This window comes from Granulicatella seriolae, assembly GCF_024543085.1.
GTDB classification, from domain to species: Bacteria; Bacillota; Bacilli; order Lactobacillales; family Aerococcaceae; genus Granulicatella; species Granulicatella seriolae.
The window spans coordinates 22,705-39,546 of the sequence record NZ_JANHNZ010000006.1 but is presented as its reverse complement, the minus strand read 5'-3'; the positions used below and the strand labels follow the sequence as shown (position 1 = coordinate 39,546).

The 16,842-nt window shown below is 38.4% G+C and carries 17 protein-coding genes; 13 read left to right on the top strand and 4 right to left on the bottom strand.

The window, feature by feature from the left end:
- Positions 1-206 precede the first annotated feature (206 nt).
- The 4 genes from NPA36_RS07000 (at position 207) to NPA36_RS06985 (ending at position 4,070) form a co-directional block, all read left to right on the top strand.
- The gene (locus tag NPA36_RS07000; RefSeq protein WP_256945407.1) at positions 207-920 is read left to right on the top strand and encodes a glucosamine-6-phosphate deaminase; all 714 of its coding nucleotides are present in this window, start codon (positions 207-209) and stop codon (positions 918-920) included.
- A gap of 584 nt (positions 921-1,504) precedes the next feature.
- Positions 1,505-2,413, top strand: coding sequence for a DNA adenine methylase (locus NPA36_RS06995; protein ID WP_256945406.1), 909 nt, complete (start codon positions 1,505-1,507; stop codon positions 2,411-2,413).
- A complete protein-coding gene (locus NPA36_RS06990; RefSeq protein ID WP_256945405.1) occupies positions 2,410-3,318 on the top strand; it encodes a type II restriction endonuclease in 909 nt (302 codons plus the stop codon). The genes NPA36_RS06995 and NPA36_RS06990 overlap by 4 nt, the downstream gene beginning before the upstream one ends.
- Positions 3,319-3,320: 2 nt before the next feature.
- Positions 3,321-4,070 carry a TRM11 family SAM-dependent methyltransferase gene (locus NPA36_RS06985; protein ID WP_256945404.1) on the top strand — a complete coding sequence of 250 codons (750 nt, stop codon included), beginning with the start codon at positions 3,321-3,323 and terminating at the stop codon, positions 4,068-4,070.
- A gap of 145 nt (positions 4,071-4,215) precedes the next feature.
- On the opposite strand, the gene NPA36_RS06980 is transcribed toward NPA36_RS06985, so the two are convergent.
- The 3 genes from NPA36_RS06980 to NPA36_RS06970 all read right to left on the bottom strand — a co-directional run bounded on the left by NPA36_RS06980 (position 4,216) and on the right by NPA36_RS06970 (position 5,608).
- Entirely contained in the window at positions 4,216-4,572 is a 357-nt protein-coding gene (locus tag NPA36_RS06980) for a class Ib ribonucleoside-diphosphate reductase assembly flavoprotein NrdI (protein ID WP_256945455.1), read from the bottom strand.
- 20 nt (positions 4,573-4,592) lie between these two features.
- The gene (locus NPA36_RS06975) at positions 4,593-4,937 is read right to left on the bottom strand and encodes a hypothetical protein (protein WP_256945403.1); all 345 of its coding nucleotides are present in this window, start codon (positions 4,935-4,937) and stop codon (positions 4,593-4,595) included.
- Positions 4,938-5,035: 98 nt separating this feature from the next.
- Entirely contained in the window at positions 5,036-5,608 is a 573-nt protein-coding gene (locus NPA36_RS06970) for a TetR/AcrR family transcriptional regulator (RefSeq protein ID WP_256945402.1), read from the bottom strand.
- Between the two features lie 245 nt (positions 5,609-5,853).
- Here NPA36_RS06970 and pcp point away from each other — a divergent pair, with 245 nt between their 5' ends.
- From pcp to NPA36_RS06950, 4 genes are all read left to right on the top strand, one after another.
- The gene (gene pcp / locus NPA36_RS06965; RefSeq protein WP_256945401.1) at positions 5,854-6,501 is read left to right on the top strand and encodes a pyroglutamyl-peptidase I; all 648 of its coding nucleotides are present in this window, start codon (positions 5,854-5,856) and stop codon (positions 6,499-6,501) included.
- A gap of 149 nt (positions 6,502-6,650) precedes the next feature.
- Positions 6,651-8,282 (top strand): peptide ABC transporter substrate-binding protein, encoded by a 1,632-nt coding sequence (locus tag NPA36_RS06960; protein ID WP_256945400.1) that lies wholly within the window; start codon positions 6,651-6,653, stop codon positions 8,280-8,282.
- Between the two features lie 602 nt (positions 8,283-8,884).
- Positions 8,885-9,742 carry a class II fructose-1,6-bisphosphate aldolase gene (gene fba, locus NPA36_RS06955; RefSeq protein WP_256945399.1) on the top strand — a complete coding sequence of 286 codons (858 nt, stop codon included), beginning with the start codon at positions 8,885-8,887 and terminating at the stop codon, positions 9,740-9,742.
- A gap of 274 nt (positions 9,743-10,016) precedes the next feature.
- Positions 10,017-10,958 carry a nitronate monooxygenase family protein gene (locus NPA36_RS06950; RefSeq protein ID WP_256945398.1) on the top strand — a complete coding sequence of 314 codons (942 nt, stop codon included), beginning with the start codon at positions 10,017-10,019 and terminating at the stop codon, positions 10,956-10,958.
- 9 nt (positions 10,959-10,967) lie between these two features.
- Here NPA36_RS06950 and NPA36_RS06945 read toward each other — a convergent pair whose 3' ends face one another.
- On the bottom strand, positions 10,968-11,609 hold the full coding sequence (locus tag NPA36_RS06945) for a YigZ family protein (protein ID WP_256945397.1): 642 nt from the start codon (positions 11,607-11,609) through the stop codon (positions 10,968-10,970).
- 210 nt (positions 11,610-11,819) lie between these two features.
- Here NPA36_RS06945 and NPA36_RS06940 point away from each other — a divergent pair, with 210 nt between their 5' ends.
- The 5 genes from NPA36_RS06940 to hpf all read left to right on the top strand — a co-directional run bounded on the left by NPA36_RS06940 (position 11,820) and on the right by hpf (position 16,734).
- Positions 11,820-12,686 carry a DegV family protein gene (locus tag NPA36_RS06940; RefSeq protein ID WP_256945396.1) on the top strand — a complete coding sequence of 289 codons (867 nt, stop codon included), beginning with the start codon at positions 11,820-11,822 and terminating at the stop codon, positions 12,684-12,686.
- Between the two features lie 394 nt (positions 12,687-13,080).
- Complete coding sequence (locus NPA36_RS06935; RefSeq protein ID WP_256945395.1) at positions 13,081-14,538, top strand: DEAD/DEAH box helicase; 1,458 nt, start codon at positions 13,081-13,083, stop codon at positions 14,536-14,538.
- Between the two features lie 108 nt (positions 14,539-14,646).
- Positions 14,647-15,342 carry a type 1 glutamine amidotransferase domain-containing protein gene (locus NPA36_RS06930; protein ID WP_256945394.1) on the top strand — a complete coding sequence of 232 codons (696 nt, stop codon included), beginning with the start codon at positions 14,647-14,649 and terminating at the stop codon, positions 15,340-15,342.
- Positions 15,343-15,365: 23 nt separating this feature from the next.
- Positions 15,366-16,064 carry a ComF family protein gene (locus NPA36_RS06925; protein WP_256945393.1) on the top strand — a complete coding sequence of 233 codons (699 nt, stop codon included), beginning with the start codon at positions 15,366-15,368 and terminating at the stop codon, positions 16,062-16,064.
- 136 nt (positions 16,065-16,200) lie between these two features.
- On the top strand, positions 16,201-16,734 hold the full coding sequence (hpf, locus tag NPA36_RS06920; protein ID WP_256945392.1) for a ribosome hibernation-promoting factor, HPF/YfiA family: 534 nt from the start codon (positions 16,201-16,203) through the stop codon (positions 16,732-16,734).
- Positions 16,735-16,842: the final 108 nt, after the last annotated feature.

Here is a 16,842-nt window from a genome sequence, read left to right as displayed (position 1 = left end):
TCTATTAGTGACAGGATAAAAATTTACACAGAATAGAATGCATTTCTGATGTATTTGCCAGAAACTCTTTTTGTTTTTTGAGTAGAATATGCAAAAAATAGTTTGCCTGTACCTAATTTATTGAAAGCGTGTGTTATTTCACAAAAACATATGATAGAATGGTAGTAGAAACAAACTTATTTTAAAAAAGTATAAGGGGGATAACAGTGAAAATTATTGTCGTGTCGACTCCGGAAAAAGGAGCAGAAGAAGCTTTCAAAGTTTTTGAAAATGCCCATAAGAATGGCGCTCAAGTATTTGGTCTAGCTACAGGGTCAAGCCCAATTGGATTGTACGAACTATTGGTTAAAAGTGATCTAGATTTTTCTGACCGAGTATCTGTTAACTTGGATGAATATGTAGAGTTAGCAGGTAGTGATCCTCAGAGCTACAAGTATTTTATGGAGGAGCATTTATTCCATATGAAACCATTTAAAGAAAGTTATCTGCCAAATGGCTTAGCCGAAGATGCTAGTGCTGAAGAAGCTCGTTACAATAAAATTCTAGCAGCGAATCCTGTAGATTTACAATTGTTGGGGATTGGGAGTAATGCTCATATTGGCTTTAATGAGCCGGGAACACCATTTGATATCCAGACGCACAAAGTCAAATTGACCGATGAAACCATCGAAGCTAACAAACGATTCTTTGAACGTGAAGAAGATGTACCAAAGTATGCTTATTCTATGGGGCTGAAATCTATTATGGATGCTAAAGAGATTGTTTTGGTTGCTTTTGGTGAAAATAAAGCTCAAGCGGTTGAAGATATGATTAACGGGCCAATCACAGAGGATGTGCCAGCAAGTATCTTGCAAAAACACCCAAATGTGACGGTTATTGTTGACCAAGCGGCTGCTTCACAGTTGAGTAAAGAGGTTTAAATATTTTTCTTAAGTTATTTGAGCTTGGGCAAAAAGTCCGTATCAATAAATCTGCTCTTCAAGCACAAAAGAGTTTCTGTGAAATAGACCAGAAATCAAAACGGTGGCACCGCCGTGAGCCAAGGTCTCACGACTTAGCTGTCTACGTATCTGTAATCGGCTAAAGCCGAAACAGCTACTGTGCGTCAGCTATGCTGAAACACCGTCATTTCTGGTCTATTTCACAGAAACTCTTTTGTTGTATTAGTTAGTCTAGGTGGACTTCTTATTCACCCTTTTTGTGATTTTAAAATTTAAGTAATGCCTTGATATAAGTTTTATCTTATCATATATTATATAATGGATAATGTGGAAATATAGTCTGGCAGGGTGTCTTAATATGGTTAATGAAAAGATAAGTATTTTTCCTTTTTAAGCGTAGAATGACAATGCCAGAGCTTGCAGAAAAAAGAAACTACCCCTCAAAATCATAGCAATGGGTTAACGAGGGACAACTTTACCGAAAAAGAAACGTGTGCAATTTCTACTGCTCTTAGCTGTAAGATTGACATTTCTTTTTCCTTGAATGAAATAGGAGAAAATATATGACAGTGAAACCTTTTATTAAATGGGCAGGTGGTAAAAGTCAATTACTCCCTGATATACGAAAGAAATATCCTAAAGAGTTAGGAGCGAAAATGAATAAATACTGTGAACCTTTCATTGGTGGTGGTGCAGTTTTATTTGATTTACTTTCGAACTACTCCTTTGAGGAAATCTTAGTAAATGATATAAACCAAGAACTTGTAAATACATACAAGCAAATTAAAAATCATGTTAACGAACTGATACCAGAATTACAATCAATACAAGATATTTTTTGGCCAATGGATACAGAATGTCGAAAACAATTTTATTATGAGAAGCGAGAACGATTTAATTTTTTAAAAATTCAAGATGAGGATAGTATAAATATAGAGAAAGCAGCATTATTTATTTTCCTAAACAAAACTTGCTTTAACGGATTATTTCGAGTGAACAAAAAAGGCTTTTTCAACGTACCCATGGGGGCATACAAAAAACCTATTATTTGCGATAAGGAAAATCTAACTGCAATTAGCAAGCTGTTGTATAATGTTACAATAACTTGTGGTGATTATAAGAAATGTGAAAAATTCATAGACGAAAATACATTTGTGTATATCGATCCACCATATCGCCCCTTAACTGAAACAGCAAGCTTTACTTCCTACGCTGAAACTCCTTTTGATGATAATGAGCAACTAGCGTTAGGTAAATTTATAGACAATATACATTCTTTAGGTGCAAAGATTGTTTTAAGCAATTCAGACCCAAAGAACAGTAACCAGCAAGATAACTTTTTTGATGAACTTTACAAGAAGTACAGTATCAACAGAGTATCGGCAAAACGTATGATTAACCGAAACGGTGGTAGCAGAGGCAATATAAGTGAATTATTAATAACAAATTTCACAGGAGATGACAATGAATGAACCAAATTAAAAAATATCAATCTATAGGTATCCTTTCTGAAAATGCAGCATTTGAATATCTTCTTTCAACTCTAAAGGATACTATTCGCACATATGATTTCTTTGTAGCGTGGGGAAAGGTTTTAGGCAATGTTTCCAAAATTGAAATCCCACTTAATATTTTGAATAGCCTTATAGGGAAATCAGATATTGCAACTGAACTCAGAGAATTAATAAAGAATTATCCGGAAATCGTACCCGTTATACCTGTATTGATCGCAGTGCGTAACCAAAACATTAATATTGCTGATATAGGCGGTGATATAACATACTCATTTACTAAAAGGAAGAGCTATACTGATGAAGAAATCGAGAAAATTATTTTATTCTCCGATAAATGTGGATTATTAAAAATTCTATCAGATAAAAGTATTAAAAATCTAGTAGATTATGTAATTGGTGTAGAAGTTGGACTTGATACTAATGCTCGTAAAAATCGCAGTGGTGGTGCTATGGAAGCTCTTATAGAGGTCTATGTTAAAGCAATTTGTGATGAACATGGTTATAAATACCTTGCTCAAGCGACAGCAGCTAAAATAAAATCTGAATTTGGTAAAGAGGTCAATACTGACAAAGCAGATAGACATTTTGATTTTGCTATCGACGCAGGAGATATGCTGTATTTGATGGAGGTAAACTATTACGGTGGTGGTGGTTCTAAACTAAAATCTGTAGCAGGAGAGTTTAGCAGTTTGTTTTCACTTGTTAAAAATGAAAATACAGGATTTATATGGGTTACAGATGGTAAAGGTTGGTTGACAGCTAAAAGACCATTAAGAGAAACTTTTGATATTACAGATTACGTAATGAATATTAATATGATTGAGCAAGGATTGCTTGAGGAAATTGTTACAAAGGGGCTGTGATTGTGGCAAAAAGTAAGGTAATAAAATGGGAGCCGGAAAACTTTGAACTTGAAATGACTACTCATTGGTCTTTTCCAGAGCGTGGAAACTGGGCTACACATGATGCAAAATGGCGAGGTAATTGGTCACCTTATATTCCTCGTAATTTATTGCTCAGGTACTCCAATGAAGGAGATTTTGTACTTGATCAATTTGCAGGCGGTGGAACTACCCTTGTTGAAGCAAAGCTTTTAAATCGCAATATAATCGGTATTGATGTAAATGAGGTGGCACTTGATAGGTGCCGTGACAAGGTAGATTTTGAGCATGAGGGAGCTAGCGGTAAAGTTTATATACGTAAGGGTGATGCACGAGATTTGCACTTTATCCAAAATGAAAGCATAGATTTTATCTGTACCCACCCACCCTATGCAAATATTATTCAATACAGTGAAGGTATTAATGAGGATTTGTCCCACTGTAAGATTCCACAGTTTTTAGAGGAAATGAAAAAGGTAGCTGCTGAGAGTTACCGAGTCCTTAAAAAGGACAAGTTCTGCACTATTTTGATGGGTGATACAAGAATTAAAGGGCATGTTCAACCTATGAGTTTTGAAGTTATGAAAATCTTTGAAGCACAAGGATTTAAGCTGAAAGAAATAATAATAAAAGAACAACACAACTGTAAAGCAACGGGGTACTGGAAAACTAATAGTGTAAAGTATAATTTTTTGTTGCTTGCACATGAATATTTGTTTGTGTTTAGAAAGTAATGAACGTAGAAAAGAGTCGTAAAGTTGAAAAAAGGTAATTCTCACAGAAATTGTGGAATTACCTTTTTTGTTAACTAGGGGAGCTTTCTGCAAATACGCAATGGGATAGTATTTTTCGTAATAAATACTGCAAGATTACAACTATTTATTTCTCAATACTGGTAATAAAAAGTTGCACGTCTCTGATGTCATCAACAGTTCCAGAGCCTTCGATATTTTTTATTAATTTTAGCCCATATTCTCTCACAATTTTTTCACTGGACCCACAAAATGATTTTCCATGTTTTTCCCGATCCCCATTATTAACAAAGCCAGCTATTAATTCTCTATATTTTTTGATGAACTTTTTTGTAGTTCTTGGAATTTTTCCAGAACCAACATTTCTGGTGACAAGAATGCATTCTTCGGATAAGTGTTTAGTGACAGGTTGGCTTTGATACCCCAATGATTGTGCAAATTTTTCTCCCAGTCCTGTTAAGCTATCGTATACAATAATCATCATTGACACGCCTTTCTCTTGAACTATTTCCAAAATTTTATTGTTAACCATAAGGCTAATCCAATTATAGGGATGAAACTAATGACTTTGACAATAAAGTCCATCTCGAAGCCATAAATATAAACTAAGGATAGTAGAGCTGTTAACCATATAGACGTTACTTTAAAGATAGGTGATAGTTCAGAAACTAAGCAAACACCTATTGTTAGTAACACCAGTCCTCCAATGACCATACTCATAAAGTCACTGTTCAAAAAATTTAATGGAAATAAAAACCCACCGTAAATAACTGTGCAAATACCTATTAAAGCTAAACAAATTCCAAAGATTGACAAGCCACTCATTTTAAAATCCTCCTTTGATGTCATTTCGATTCCTCCTAGTTATAATTTATTTTCTAATAAAAATGAATGAACTATTTTATGCATTCATTCATTTTTGTTAAAAAGAAAACCAAATGTTTTCTTTACGTTGATAATAGCCCTTTACAAAAGTACTTAACTAATAGTTTTAGCGTTTGTTCATAGTCTTTGAATTCGCTTGAAGTGATATTTACATCTAAATAATAAATTAAGTCATATACTCTCATTAATTCATCAATACTTCGGTCATCGAAATGTTTCTCTTTAAGCATATTTCTTAGTGTCGTGGTTAGGAAAATATGGAATGTGTTTCTTTGTTTTCCTTCATCAGAAGCATAATATTGGTGGAGGATATTAGAAATGGGTGGATTGTTCCATTCTGCTAAAATTTTGTTGTTTGTGACTTGATTGAATGTGTAGTCAAATATTGTTTCAAGTAGCTCTTCCACTGTTGTATGATTCAAATTAAGGCGACGGATTAAATCATTTCGTACAGTCTCATTTTCTTGTATATAAACTTCTAAAAATAAGGCTTCTTTGGAGTCGAAATAATTATAAAATGTACCAGCAGCTATACCGGATGACTTTGCTATTTCTGAAATATTTGTTTTTTTATATCCCTTTTTCAAGAATACATCGCGTGCTGTATCTAAGATGGTCTCTTTTTCAATACGCATAGAAATCCCCTTTCTACAATATGAATGAATAATATTTTTAATTCATTCATATTGTACTGCTATTTCTAAAATTTTACAAGAGAAACATATGATTAAATTTTTAGTGAAACATAGTTAGTTAAAATAGAGGCTCTATAGTAGAAGTCATATAGTAGCTTTTTGCATTTATCCAACCAAGCACTTATTACGTCTACAAGCCCATTTTTTTGTATAATATAAGATAAGTTACAGGAAAGGAGCGAGTTATGAAGATACTAGTAACAGGTTTTGACCCATTTGATGGGGAGATGATGAACCCTTCTATGGAGGCTGTTAAACGATTGCCCAAAATTATTAATGGGGCCAAGGTTGAGACTCTTGAACTGCCCACAGTTTTTCAAGTAGCCGCCAAACAGTGTCGAGATGCAATCTTAGACCGTCAAGTTGATGCTGTATTATGTGTAGGCCAAGCAGGTGGTAGAGATGGTATCACGCTTGAAAGAGTGGCGATTAACTTAGACGATGCACGGATTCCAGACAATATGGGACAGCAACCTCTTGATTCTATTATCCAAGCTGATGGACCAGCAGCCTACTTTTCAACCTTACCGATTAAAGCCATGGTTCAAGCGATTCAAGAAGTGGGCATTCCAGCATCTATTTCTAATACGGCTGGGACTTTTGTCTGCAACCATATCATGTACCAAACGCTTTACATGGCGGCGCATGAGTTTCCACATCTCAAGGCTGGATTCATGCATATTCCATTTATGACAGAGCAAGTGGTAGACAAACCGGGTCAGCCAGCTATGGATTTGGCACATATGACAAAGGGGCTGGAGGCCGCCCTACATGCTTTAGTGGACTATTATGATAAGGAAGATTTGCAGATAAGTGGCGGCAAAGAATTTTAAGACATTTGTAAGCAGATATTTTGTCACTTTATTATTTATCTGATATGATATAAAATAATTCAGGCCTTGAAAGCTTGCAAAGGAGATTTTCAGAAAGAAGAATCCATTTGCAAAAAAATAGTTGGCCAAGAATAAAAAGGAGGAAGAAAATGAAGAAGTCTACTAAAGTTACCCTGTCAGCATTACTATTAACCACCCTGGGATTAGCAGCATGTGGAAATGGTTCGACTGATACTACAGGCAACTCAACAGATACTAAGAGCATTACCATTACCACTTTCGGAGAACTGACGACTTTGGATAGCGCCGTTTATGATGACGTTCCAACCTCTGATATGATTGGACAAGCTTTTGAAGGTCTATACCGTGTAACAGGCGACAATGACATTGAACTAGGAATGGCTGAAAAAGATCCGACCATTAGTGCGGATGGTTTAGTCTATACATTTAACATCAGACCTGATGCTGTTTGGTCTGATGGAAACCCCGTTACAGCTAACGACTTTGTCTTTACTTACCGCAAGTTAGTGGATCCAAAAGAAGCGACTGGTGCACAATCTGTTGATGTCTTTAAAAATGGAGAGAAAGTTAGAAATGGTGAATTGCCAGTTGAAGAGTTAGGTGTAAAAGCGATTGATGACAAAACCTTAGAAATCACCTTAGAATACCCAGCACCATACCTACCAAAACTGTTGACAGGAACTCGTTTCTTACCACAATCTGAAAAAGTTGAAAAAGAACAAGGCGACAAATATGGAACAAGCTCTGACACAGTTGTCAGCAACGGACCATTTACCGTTCAAGGATGGACTGGCTCAGAAGTAGAATGGCAATTGGTAAAAAATGACAAATATTGGGATGCGGCTAATGTGGCGCTCGATTCTGTGAAGGTGAACGTGTCAAAAGAAGTATCTACTTCTGTGACACTATTTGACGCTGGAGAGGTTCAATATACTGCTATTAGTGACCAATTTGTTGAACAATACCAATCTCAACCAACCTTCCATACGCAACCAAAAGCTTTGACGGGTTATATGAGTTACAACGTTGACCGTCCAACTACTGGTAATGTGCACTTCCGTCGTGCCTTAGCTATGGCATTTGATAAAGAAGCCCTTGTTAAGAACGTTCTAAAAGATGGTTCTATTGCCTTGAATGGTATCGTGCCAACTGATTTTGGCACCAATCCAACTACTGGTGCAGATTTTCGTGCGGATAGTGGCAACTATTTAGCCTTTAATGTTGCTGAAGCTCAAAAAGAGTGGGAATTGGCTAAGGCTGATTTAGGCGTTTCTGAAGTTACGGTGACCTTAATCACTTCTGATACAGGAACTTCTAAGTTAGTTGGGGAATATCTACAGGCACAAATTCAAACGAATTTACCAGGTGTGACCTTCAACTTGCAACCAGTACCTTTAAAAAACCGTTTGGAATTGCAACGGGCTGATGACTTTGACATCTTCTACGGTACTTGGACACCTGACTACCAAGATCCAGTCAATTTCTTGCAACAATACACGACAAATGGTGGGATCAACTTTGCTAACTACTCTAACCCAGCTTATGATGAAGCAGTTAGTCAAGTTCAAAACAATCTTGCTAATGACCCAAGCGCTCGTTGGAACAAGATGTTAGAAGCTGAAAAAATTGTTATGGATGATGCGATTGTGGCACCTATTTACCAAGGAGCTCAAAGTTATCTGCTGGCTGATAATGTGACCGGATTAGAAGTATTACCATTTGGACGTTCTATTAACCTGCGCCAAGTGAATTTGAAATAGATTTGATGAAACCAGCGCCTTTTGTGGGGGCTGGTTTTTTGTATGGAGAGTGATCCTCTATAACGGGGGCTGAAATCAATGAGGCGGCGGGGCTGGGTAAAAAGTCCAAATGGTAAGCAAATAAAATAGTTCCCCAGAAATCTATCCGTACAGAACGGTGTTTCAGCATAGCTGACGCACAGTGGATGTTTCGGCTTCAGCCGATTACAGCCACGTAGACAGCTAAGCCAGTGAGACTTTGGCTCACGGCGGTGCCACCGTTCCCATTTCGGATAGATTTCTGGGGAACTATTTTATGATTTAGAAACTTTTTTATTTTATTACAGACTTTTTACCCAGCCCCGACAGCTACTGTGTACTAGTCGTGCTCGACACCGTGATTTTAGATCCCAGAGCTAGGGACTCGTTTTTTTAAAAGGAATTAGCATTTACCAAAAATATGATTTGATATTTTTATTCTGTTTAAATAGATACGGAGAACAAAAAATCTGCTGATTTTATGTCTAAAATAGAATGTAAAAGGTTTCAAGCACTAGAAAAGAATCGGAGTTTGCGGTATACTTAACAAGTAAAAATAATGTATTTCCAAGGAGGAAAAAATAATGAGTCGTTTAGTAAGTATGACGGACATGTTAAACAAAGCAAAAGAAGGAAAATATGCTGTTGGTCAATTCAACATCAACAACCTTGAGTGGACACAAGCTGTTCTAGAAGCTGCACAATCAAATAACTCACCAGTTATTTTAGGCGTTTCTGAAGGTGCTGGTAAATACATGGGTGGTCCTGTTGTTGTGGCTGCTATGGTTAATGGATTGTTGGACTCAATGGATATCACAGTTCCAGTTGCATTACACTTAGACCATGGTTCATCTGTTGAAGTATGTAAAGAGTATATCGATGCAGGTTTTTCATCAGTTATGTATGACCATTCTCATTTCCCAATTGACGAAAACATTGAAGAAACTAAAAAAGTTGTGGAATACGCACATGGTAAAGGCGCTTCTGTTGAAGCAGAAGTTGGTACTGTTGGTGGTACTGAAGATGGCGTTACGGGAGGAATCAACTACGCTGACCTAAACGAATGTAAACGTATGGTTGAAGAAGCTGGTATCGATGCTCTAGCAGCTGCATTAGGTTCTGTTCACGGAACTTACGAAGGTGAACCTGTTTTAGGTTTCGACGAAATGTTAGCTATCTCTGAAGCAACTAACGCTCCATTAGTATTACACGGCGGATCAGGAATCCCAGAATTCCAAATCAAAAAAGCTATCGAACGTGGACATGCTAAAATTAACGTAAACACTGAGTTACAACAAGTTTGGACTGCAGCAGTTCGTGAAAAATTAGCTACAGATCCTAAAGTTTACGACCCACGTAAAGTGATTGCACCTGGTAAAGCAGCAATCGTTGCAACAACAAAAGCAACTATGGATATCTTTGGTTCAACGAACAAAGCATAATTCATAAAAAAATAAAAAGCGTCCATCATTTATTCGATAAATGGTGGACGCTTTTTCTCTTATCTCGAACAGGCAATTCCTACAAGGACAATTCACTTTCATGGTATAATTAAGGCATTAATAAGTGCTGTCATTAGTAGAATATCGAAAAAAAGAATCAAGTGGGAGAGATTTTACATAATAAGCTAAATGAGAAAGAACAACCCAATATACACTCGATAAAATCTAGAAATATATAACCAAATCCCAAAAAACATCTAGGAGGAAGAACATCATGCCAAATAAGATTACGGAACTATTAGGAATTAAGTACCCAATCATCCAAGGAGCCATGGCACAAATCGGCCGTCACGAATTAGCGGCTGCTGTTTCCAATGCTGGCGGACTCGGTATCATTTCATCAGGTGGGATGACTGCTGAGGAATTACGTCAAGAAATTAGAGATTGTAAATACCTGACCGATAAACCATTTGCTGTGAATTTACTGTTAAAAGTGAAGAATATCCCTGAATTAGTAGATGTGATTATTGAGGAAGGGGTAAAGATTGTGACGACTGGTGCTGGGACGCCTAAGCTGCTTATGCCATTGTTTAAAGAACATGGAATTCTTGTTATTTCAGTAGTTCCATCCGTTAAACTGGCTCAAAAGATGGAGGAGCTTGGCGTTGCTGCTGTGGTAGCGGAAGGCATGGAAGCAGGTGGACATATTGGCGAAACAACAACTATGTCTTTGGTTCCTCAAGTTGCTCAAGCAGTATCCATCCCAGTAATTGCAGCTGGTGGTATTGCCAATGGAGCAGGTTTAGTAGCTGCTTTTGCCTTAGGGGCTAGTGGTGTCCAACTAGGAACTGCCTTTTTAGTGGCTGAAGAATGCCCTGTGCCGCTCTCATACAAAGAAGCCATTCTGGCTGCTGATGACAGAGCCACAGCGGTCACTGGTCGTTCGATTGGCATGGCGGTTAGAAGTTTAAGAACCCCTATTATCGAAAAATATTTGGAAGCAGAACAGAATGGTGCCAGCCCTCAAGAATTAGAAGCCTTGACTAAGGGTTCTCTGCAAAAAGCTGTTAAAGAAGGCGATTTGAACACCGGAACCTTTATGGCAGGGCAAATTAGTGGCTTGGTTACTGAAATCAAACCTGCCAAAGACATTATTGAAGAGCTGGTTCTTGACGCTAATCAAGTGCTGGCTAACATAGAAATCCCTACTTTATAATCTCTTTAGCTAGTCACCCTGCCAAGGTCGTTCAACAATATGCGTGTCTGTTAGACGGATGCTAAGCCGGTTATTGAGCAAATCAATGACGTTTTCTTGAAACGTATCCACTTGGCTAATAGGTATAGAACACAGGAAAACAACTTGGTCACTAAAGACTCGGTCTAAAACGGTGATGGCTTCTTGGGCTAGGTAGTTGTCCAACTTACCCATATCTGTATATTGAATAGTTAGTTCCACTATCTGCTCTAAGGAGCATTCAGCAATGCCCAAATGACTAAGAGCGGTAGCTGTAGCTTGTGTATAAGCACGTATTAGTCCACCAGCACCTAGTTTAGTGCCACCAAAGTAGCGTGTCACAATGGCCAAAACATTGTGTACTTGATTCTTCTTCAAGACTTCAAGGATAGGGACACCTGCCGTTCCGCTAGGTTCTCCATCATCGGAGGCACGTTGAACTTGGTCCTGTTCTCCTATCACATAAGCGTAGCAATTATGATTAGCTTTCCAATGCTCTTTTTTGACGGCTTGAATAATACCTAGAGCTTCTTCTTCAGTTGTCACCCGTTGTAGGTGGCAGATAAAACGAGAGCCTTTAATGTCGATCTCATGATTTCCGGGATTTAGTAGTGTTTTGTAACTTTCTAGCAAGTGACTCACCTCTTTCCTCTATAGTTTATCACAGAGCTAGTCTTGTGTCAGAATGAGATGCTACGGATGAAACGGTTATCATAAGGCAGGAGCTTGCCAAATCATCGTTTCCATTACCAAATAAATTCCGTCTGTGGTATACTGTTGTGGAATTGTAATATTTATTGATACTAAGGAAAAGAATTTTTTAATAGATTGGGGTTATGATGAATGAAGATTGCTATAGTAGCTGATAGTACAGCCTACATTTCAAAAGAAGAAATAGAAACGTCAGGCATTTATATCTTGCCATTATCGGTTATTTTTGGACAGGAAACCTACTTGGAAGATATTGAGATTGATTCAGCAACGTTTTATGACAAGGTTCGTGGGGCAAACGAGTTACCTACGACTTCGCAACCGCCAATTGGGATGGTCTATGATTTATTTAAAAAGCTAGCTAAAGAAGGCTACGATGCTATTATTTCTATTCATCTCTCCAGCAAGATTAGTGGTACCCATCAATCTGTTGTGGCGCTTTCTGAAGATTTAAAAGATGAGATTGCTATCTATCCGGTTGATTCTGGAGTATCTTGTGCGGTTGAAGCCCGTGCAGTTCAGCTGGCTGTCAAATTAGCTAAGGAAAATCGCCCGCCTGAGGAGATTGTTGAGCGTATTCAGCACCTATTGGACGAGTCTTATGAGTATTTTATTGTAGATGATTTGAGCCATTTAAAACGTGGTGGCCGGTTATCAGCAGGCGCGGCTGCTGTAGGTTCTCTGTTGAAAATTAAGCCGATTCTAACTTTCGAGGACAAATCTATTGTAGTGTTTGAAAAAATTCGGACGCAACAAAAGGCTATGAAGCGAATCGAAGCGGTTTTTGAAGAAATCACTGGTTCTAAAGATGGATCTGGTTATGATATTGCCATTATTAACGGGAATTGTCCAGACAAGGGTGACAAGTGGATAAAAGAGGTTAAAAAGAAATTTCCTAAGGCGACTGTTCACGCTGAATATTTTGGGCCTGTTATTGGAACGCACTTAGGTGAGGGTTCTCTTGGCTTTACTTGGGCTAAAACTTTAGACCATTATTAAATGATTGTTTTATAGGAAACACCACAAAGTCAGCTTTGATTTTGTGGTGTTTTTTTGTGCAGAGAGTGAGTCTGCAACTCACTTGCATGGAATCAAGCGGTGGTACCGTGAGCCAAGGTCTCACTGGCTTAGCTGTCTACGTGGCTGTAATCGGCTAAAGCCGAAACATCCACTGTGTGTCAGCTATGCTTTACACCGTTCTGTACGGATAGTTTTCTGGGGAACTATTTTATTTGGTTACCATTTGGACTTTTTACTCAGTGCTAACGACTACTGTGCATCAGTTATAGTTGTTACGCCGTTACTTTCAACGTACAAGCAGACTTTTGTTTGTAACATTTATATTTTTCAGTCATCTCATTAACTTTTTCTAACTAATTTGCGTATCTATAGTATGAAGGCTCGTAAATTAACAGAAAGGGTGATGGTCTTGTCGGGGGATGTTTCGAGTCTGGTAGACTCTCTTTTAGAACAAGCTAAGGGGCGGCTTCTTAGAAGGGGAGAGTTTTTGGGGATTGACGATCCCTTTCTTTTGGACGAACTATTACAAAACACACCCCAGATTGATCGGGTTCAAGGCTTTGTAAAAGATAAATCAGGATGGGTTTGTTCTCGTTGTGGTACCAAGGATGCTGAACTTAGAGCGATTGGACCTTGTACTTGTTGCCATAAAGAATGTTTTTACTGTTTGGCGTGTCTGCAAATGGGCAAAATCAAACGGTGTTCTTGGCTTTATACCCATTCAATCCAAGAAGAATCAGTAGGCTCAAGCCCTACTAGGAGTGTTGAGGTCTACTACAAAGGGCAACTATCTAAAGAGCAGGCGGCCATTTCACAAGAATTAGTCGATATTTATCACCGAACTGAGAATAAAAACCATTTGGTATGGGCGGTAACGGGGGCGGGCAAGACGGAGATGGTCTTTGCGGTTATAAAAACCTGCCTAGAAGAAAATGGACGTGTGGCTATCGTATCGCCACGGATTGATGTCTGCTTAGAGCTTGCACCTCGGTTATGCGAAGCCTTTCCCAACCAAACTCATGACTTGCTTTATGGAGAGAGCCCAAGCAAGTATAGTGGCGCTGAGATTACTGTGGCGACCACCCATCAGATGTTGCGCTTCAATAAGGCTTTTCAGCTCATCATTGTAGACGAGGTAGATGCTTTTCCTTACACCAATCAAGAAATGCTGCCCTATGCGGTGTCACGAGCCCTTAGCCCCAACGGACAAATGATTCAATTAACTGCAACACCAACAAAGGAAATTCATAAACAGATTGCTAAGAATCAATTAAGCCTATCCATCTTGCCTGCTCGCTATCACCAAAAACCTTTACCACAACCTAGCTATCGCTGGATAGGGGATTGGCAATTGTATCTAAAACAGGGTCAATTACCTCCAACTATGAAGGCTTGGATAAAGGGAAAGTTGCATCAAAAGAAAATGTTTTTACTCTTTGTACCTTCCATTACCAGTCTAGAACCGTTAGAACTAGCTTTAAAATCAAGTTTTCCTTTAGCCCGATTCACTACAGTTTCCTCGGTTGACCCACAAAGGGTGGAGAAGATTGCCAATATGAGAAAGCAAGAATATGACTTTCTCGTGACGACAACCATTTTAGAGAGAGGAGTAACTTTTCCCGGTGTGGATGTTTTTGTATTGGGCGCAGAACAAGAAATTTTTAGCCGGCAAGTTTTGGTGCAAATTGCTGGCAGAGTAGGCCGAACACTTGACTGCAGTCGTGGACAGGTCATATTTGGCCATTTTGGCAAGAGCCGTGCTATGGTCGAAGCTAAAAAAGAGATTAGGCAGATGAATCGCTTAGCAAGACAGAAAAACCTCATAAAATAAGTCGTCATCCCTCTTATTTAACCATATACTGACTGAGTAAAATGCTTTACAAAAAATTCTCTATTTGCTTAAATAATAAGAAAATGAATGAGAGAAAGAGGCATACTTATGAAAAAGATATTAGTGGTTTTGACCAATCAAAGTCAGTATGGGGATAATCCTGAAGCAACAGGTCTTTGGCTATCAGAGGCAACCGAATTTGTTAGAGAAGTTACTAAAACAGGCTATGAAGTTGACTATGTGAGTCCAAAAGGTGGTTATGTCCCAATTGACCCACGTAGTTTAAAGCCAAGATACGCCAAAGAGGAAGATATGGCATTTTATCGCTCAGAAGACTTTCAAAAAAGAGCTTTGTCAGAGTCGTTTGCGGCAGACCAGATTCATCCAGAAGACTACATAGCCATCTACTATGCTGGTGGACATGGAGTGGTCTGGGATTTTCCAGATAATCCAACATTACAAACGATTAGCCAGACCATCTACCAAGAAGGCGGCTACATTACCTCTGTTTGCCATGGTGTAGCAGGCTTGCTCAATCTCAAAGATGAATCTGGGCAATACTTGATTAAAGGCAAGACCATCACCGGCTTTACGCAAATGGAGGAAATACTGAGTGGGAAAAATAAACTAGTCCCATTTGGTACTGAAAAGGAAGCTAAAAAGCGTGGGGCTAACTTTGTCCAAAAATTGCCTTTTACAGCTTTTGCCACTCAAGATGGACGCTTGATTACCGGACAAAACCCTATGTCAGGAGCGGCTGTAGGAAAATTATTGGTTGAGAATTTACAAAAACAAACAAATTAATAAGATTGGAAAGGACTGATTGAATGAGAGAGAAGAGCTGTATTTGGTGCCAGAAAAATGAGCCCACTGACAGTGTCTTTCAGCTACTCTTTAAACCTCATCCCCATCCGTCCTATGTTTGCCAATCTTGTCAAAACATCTTTCAGCCTATTGAGCCAGACAAAGCCTGTAGGGGCTGCGGCCGAAGTCAAGAAGGGCAAGACTATTGTTATGATTGCGTGCGTTGGCGTAGAAACGAAAAGGAGTGCCTAGCTAATCAAGCTATATTTGTCTATGACCAAGCTGCTAGAGAGTGGATCAATCGGTATAAGTTTGAAGGAGACTGTCGTTTAAGTTTTCTAGTCCAAGCGGCGCTGAAGCGAAGTCTGAAACCTTATGTCAAAGACAAGACTTACATTATTTGTCCCATTCCGCCATCTAAGAAAAGTCTCTATAAACGAGGGTTTGATGCCGTAGCCCACCCGCTCAAGCAAATAAACTGTCGCTATACTGAATTGCTAGTGTCCTTGTCCAATGGCAAGAAGCAATCAGACAAAAGTCGTCAGGAGCGAATGTTGTTGCAAGGGGCGTTTGCCTTAAAAGAAGAGGAAGCTCATATGATAGATAAAAAGGTACTTCTAATAGATGATGTTTATACTACAGGGGCCACCTTGCATTGTGCTTACGATCTTCTAAAAGATAGCGGATTTAGCGAAGTGAAATCCCTTACACTTTTTCGTTAAGAAAGTTGTAAACGATTGAATTATTTAAGTTAATCACTTATAATGAAAGTAGATAATATCATACTGAAGCAATACCTAAGAGTGGTCCTTAGGCGATTTCTTCAATCTGGGTAACCAGATGAAAGGGGAGACAGTTATGTTCAAATACAATATCCGTGGAGAAAATATTGAGGTCACTGATGCCATCCGAGCTTACGCAGAGAAAAAGATTAGCAAGCTTGAAAAGTATTTCGCAGATGTACCAACAGCAATTGCTCATGTTAATCTAAAAGTTTATACAGAAAAAACTGCTAAAGTAGAGGTAACCATCCCACTTCCTTATCTCGTTTTACGTGCTGAAGAAACTTCAATCGATTTATATGGAAGTATCGATTTAGTAGTTGATAAACTAGAAAGACAAGTTCGTAAATATAAAACTAAGATTAATCGTAAATCTCGCGAAAAAGGCTTCGATCTTCTTGTGCCAGAACAAGTGGTTGAGGAAGAAGAGGGCATCGAAATTGTACGTACCAAACAATTTGAATTAAAACCAATGGATAGTGAAGAAGCTGTTCTTCAAATGAATATGTTAGGCCATAGCTTCTTCGTGTTTGAGGATGCTGAAACAGAAGAAACAAACATTGTTTACCGTCGTAAAGATGGGAAATATGGATTGATTGAAACAAATTAAGTTTAATTAGATAAAAACAAGCCACTTTCTGAAGTATTTTCTTAGAAAGTGGTTTATTTGTGTTTAAATCTTTAGATAAGAATGGTAGAATGATTAAGATGCATGTAG

What these genes read in the sequence shown, in the direction of transcription:
- NPA36_RS06995 (WP_256945406.1), top strand. Translation starts at nt 1,505, where the DNA reads ATGACAGTGAAACCTTTTATTAAATGGGCAGGTGGTAAAAGTCAATTA.
- NPA36_RS06990 (WP_256945405.1), top strand. Translation starts at nt 2,410, where the DNA reads ATGAACCAAATTAAAAAATATCAATCTATAGGTATCCTTTCTGAAAAT.
- NPA36_RS06980 (WP_256945455.1), bottom strand. Translation starts at nt 4,572, where the DNA reads ATGATGATTATTGTATACGATAGCTTAACAGGACTGGGAGAAAAATTT.
- NPA36_RS06975 (WP_256945403.1), bottom strand. Translation starts at nt 4,937, where the DNA reads ATGACATCAAAGGAGGATTTTAAAATGAGTGGCTTGTCAATCTTTGGA.
- NPA36_RS06970 (WP_256945402.1), bottom strand. Translation starts at nt 5,608, where the DNA reads ATGCGTATTGAAAAAGAGACCATCTTAGATACAGCACGCGATGTATTC.
- pcp (WP_256945401.1), top strand. Translation starts at nt 5,854, where the DNA reads ATGAAGATACTAGTAACAGGTTTTGACCCATTTGATGGGGAGATGATG.
- NPA36_RS06960 (WP_256945400.1), top strand. Translation starts at nt 6,651, where the DNA reads ATGAAGAAGTCTACTAAAGTTACCCTGTCAGCATTACTATTAACCACC.
- fba (WP_256945399.1), top strand. Translation starts at nt 8,885, where the DNA reads ATGAGTCGTTTAGTAAGTATGACGGACATGTTAAACAAAGCAAAAGAA.
- NPA36_RS06950 (WP_256945398.1), top strand. Translation starts at nt 10,017, where the DNA reads ATGCCAAATAAGATTACGGAACTATTAGGAATTAAGTACCCAATCATC.
- NPA36_RS06940 (WP_256945396.1), top strand. Translation starts at nt 11,820, where the DNA reads ATGAAGATTGCTATAGTAGCTGATAGTACAGCCTACATTTCAAAAGAA.
- NPA36_RS06935 (WP_256945395.1), top strand. Translation starts at nt 13,081, where the DNA reads ATGAAGGCTCGTAAATTAACAGAAAGGGTGATGGTCTTGTCGGGGGAT.
- NPA36_RS06930 (WP_256945394.1), top strand. Translation starts at nt 14,647, where the DNA reads ATGAAAAAGATATTAGTGGTTTTGACCAATCAAAGTCAGTATGGGGAT.
- NPA36_RS06925 (WP_256945393.1), top strand. Translation starts at nt 15,366, where the DNA reads ATGAGAGAGAAGAGCTGTATTTGGTGCCAGAAAAATGAGCCCACTGAC.
- hpf (WP_256945392.1), top strand. Translation starts at nt 16,201, where the DNA reads ATGTTCAAATACAATATCCGTGGAGAAAATATTGAGGTCACTGATGCC.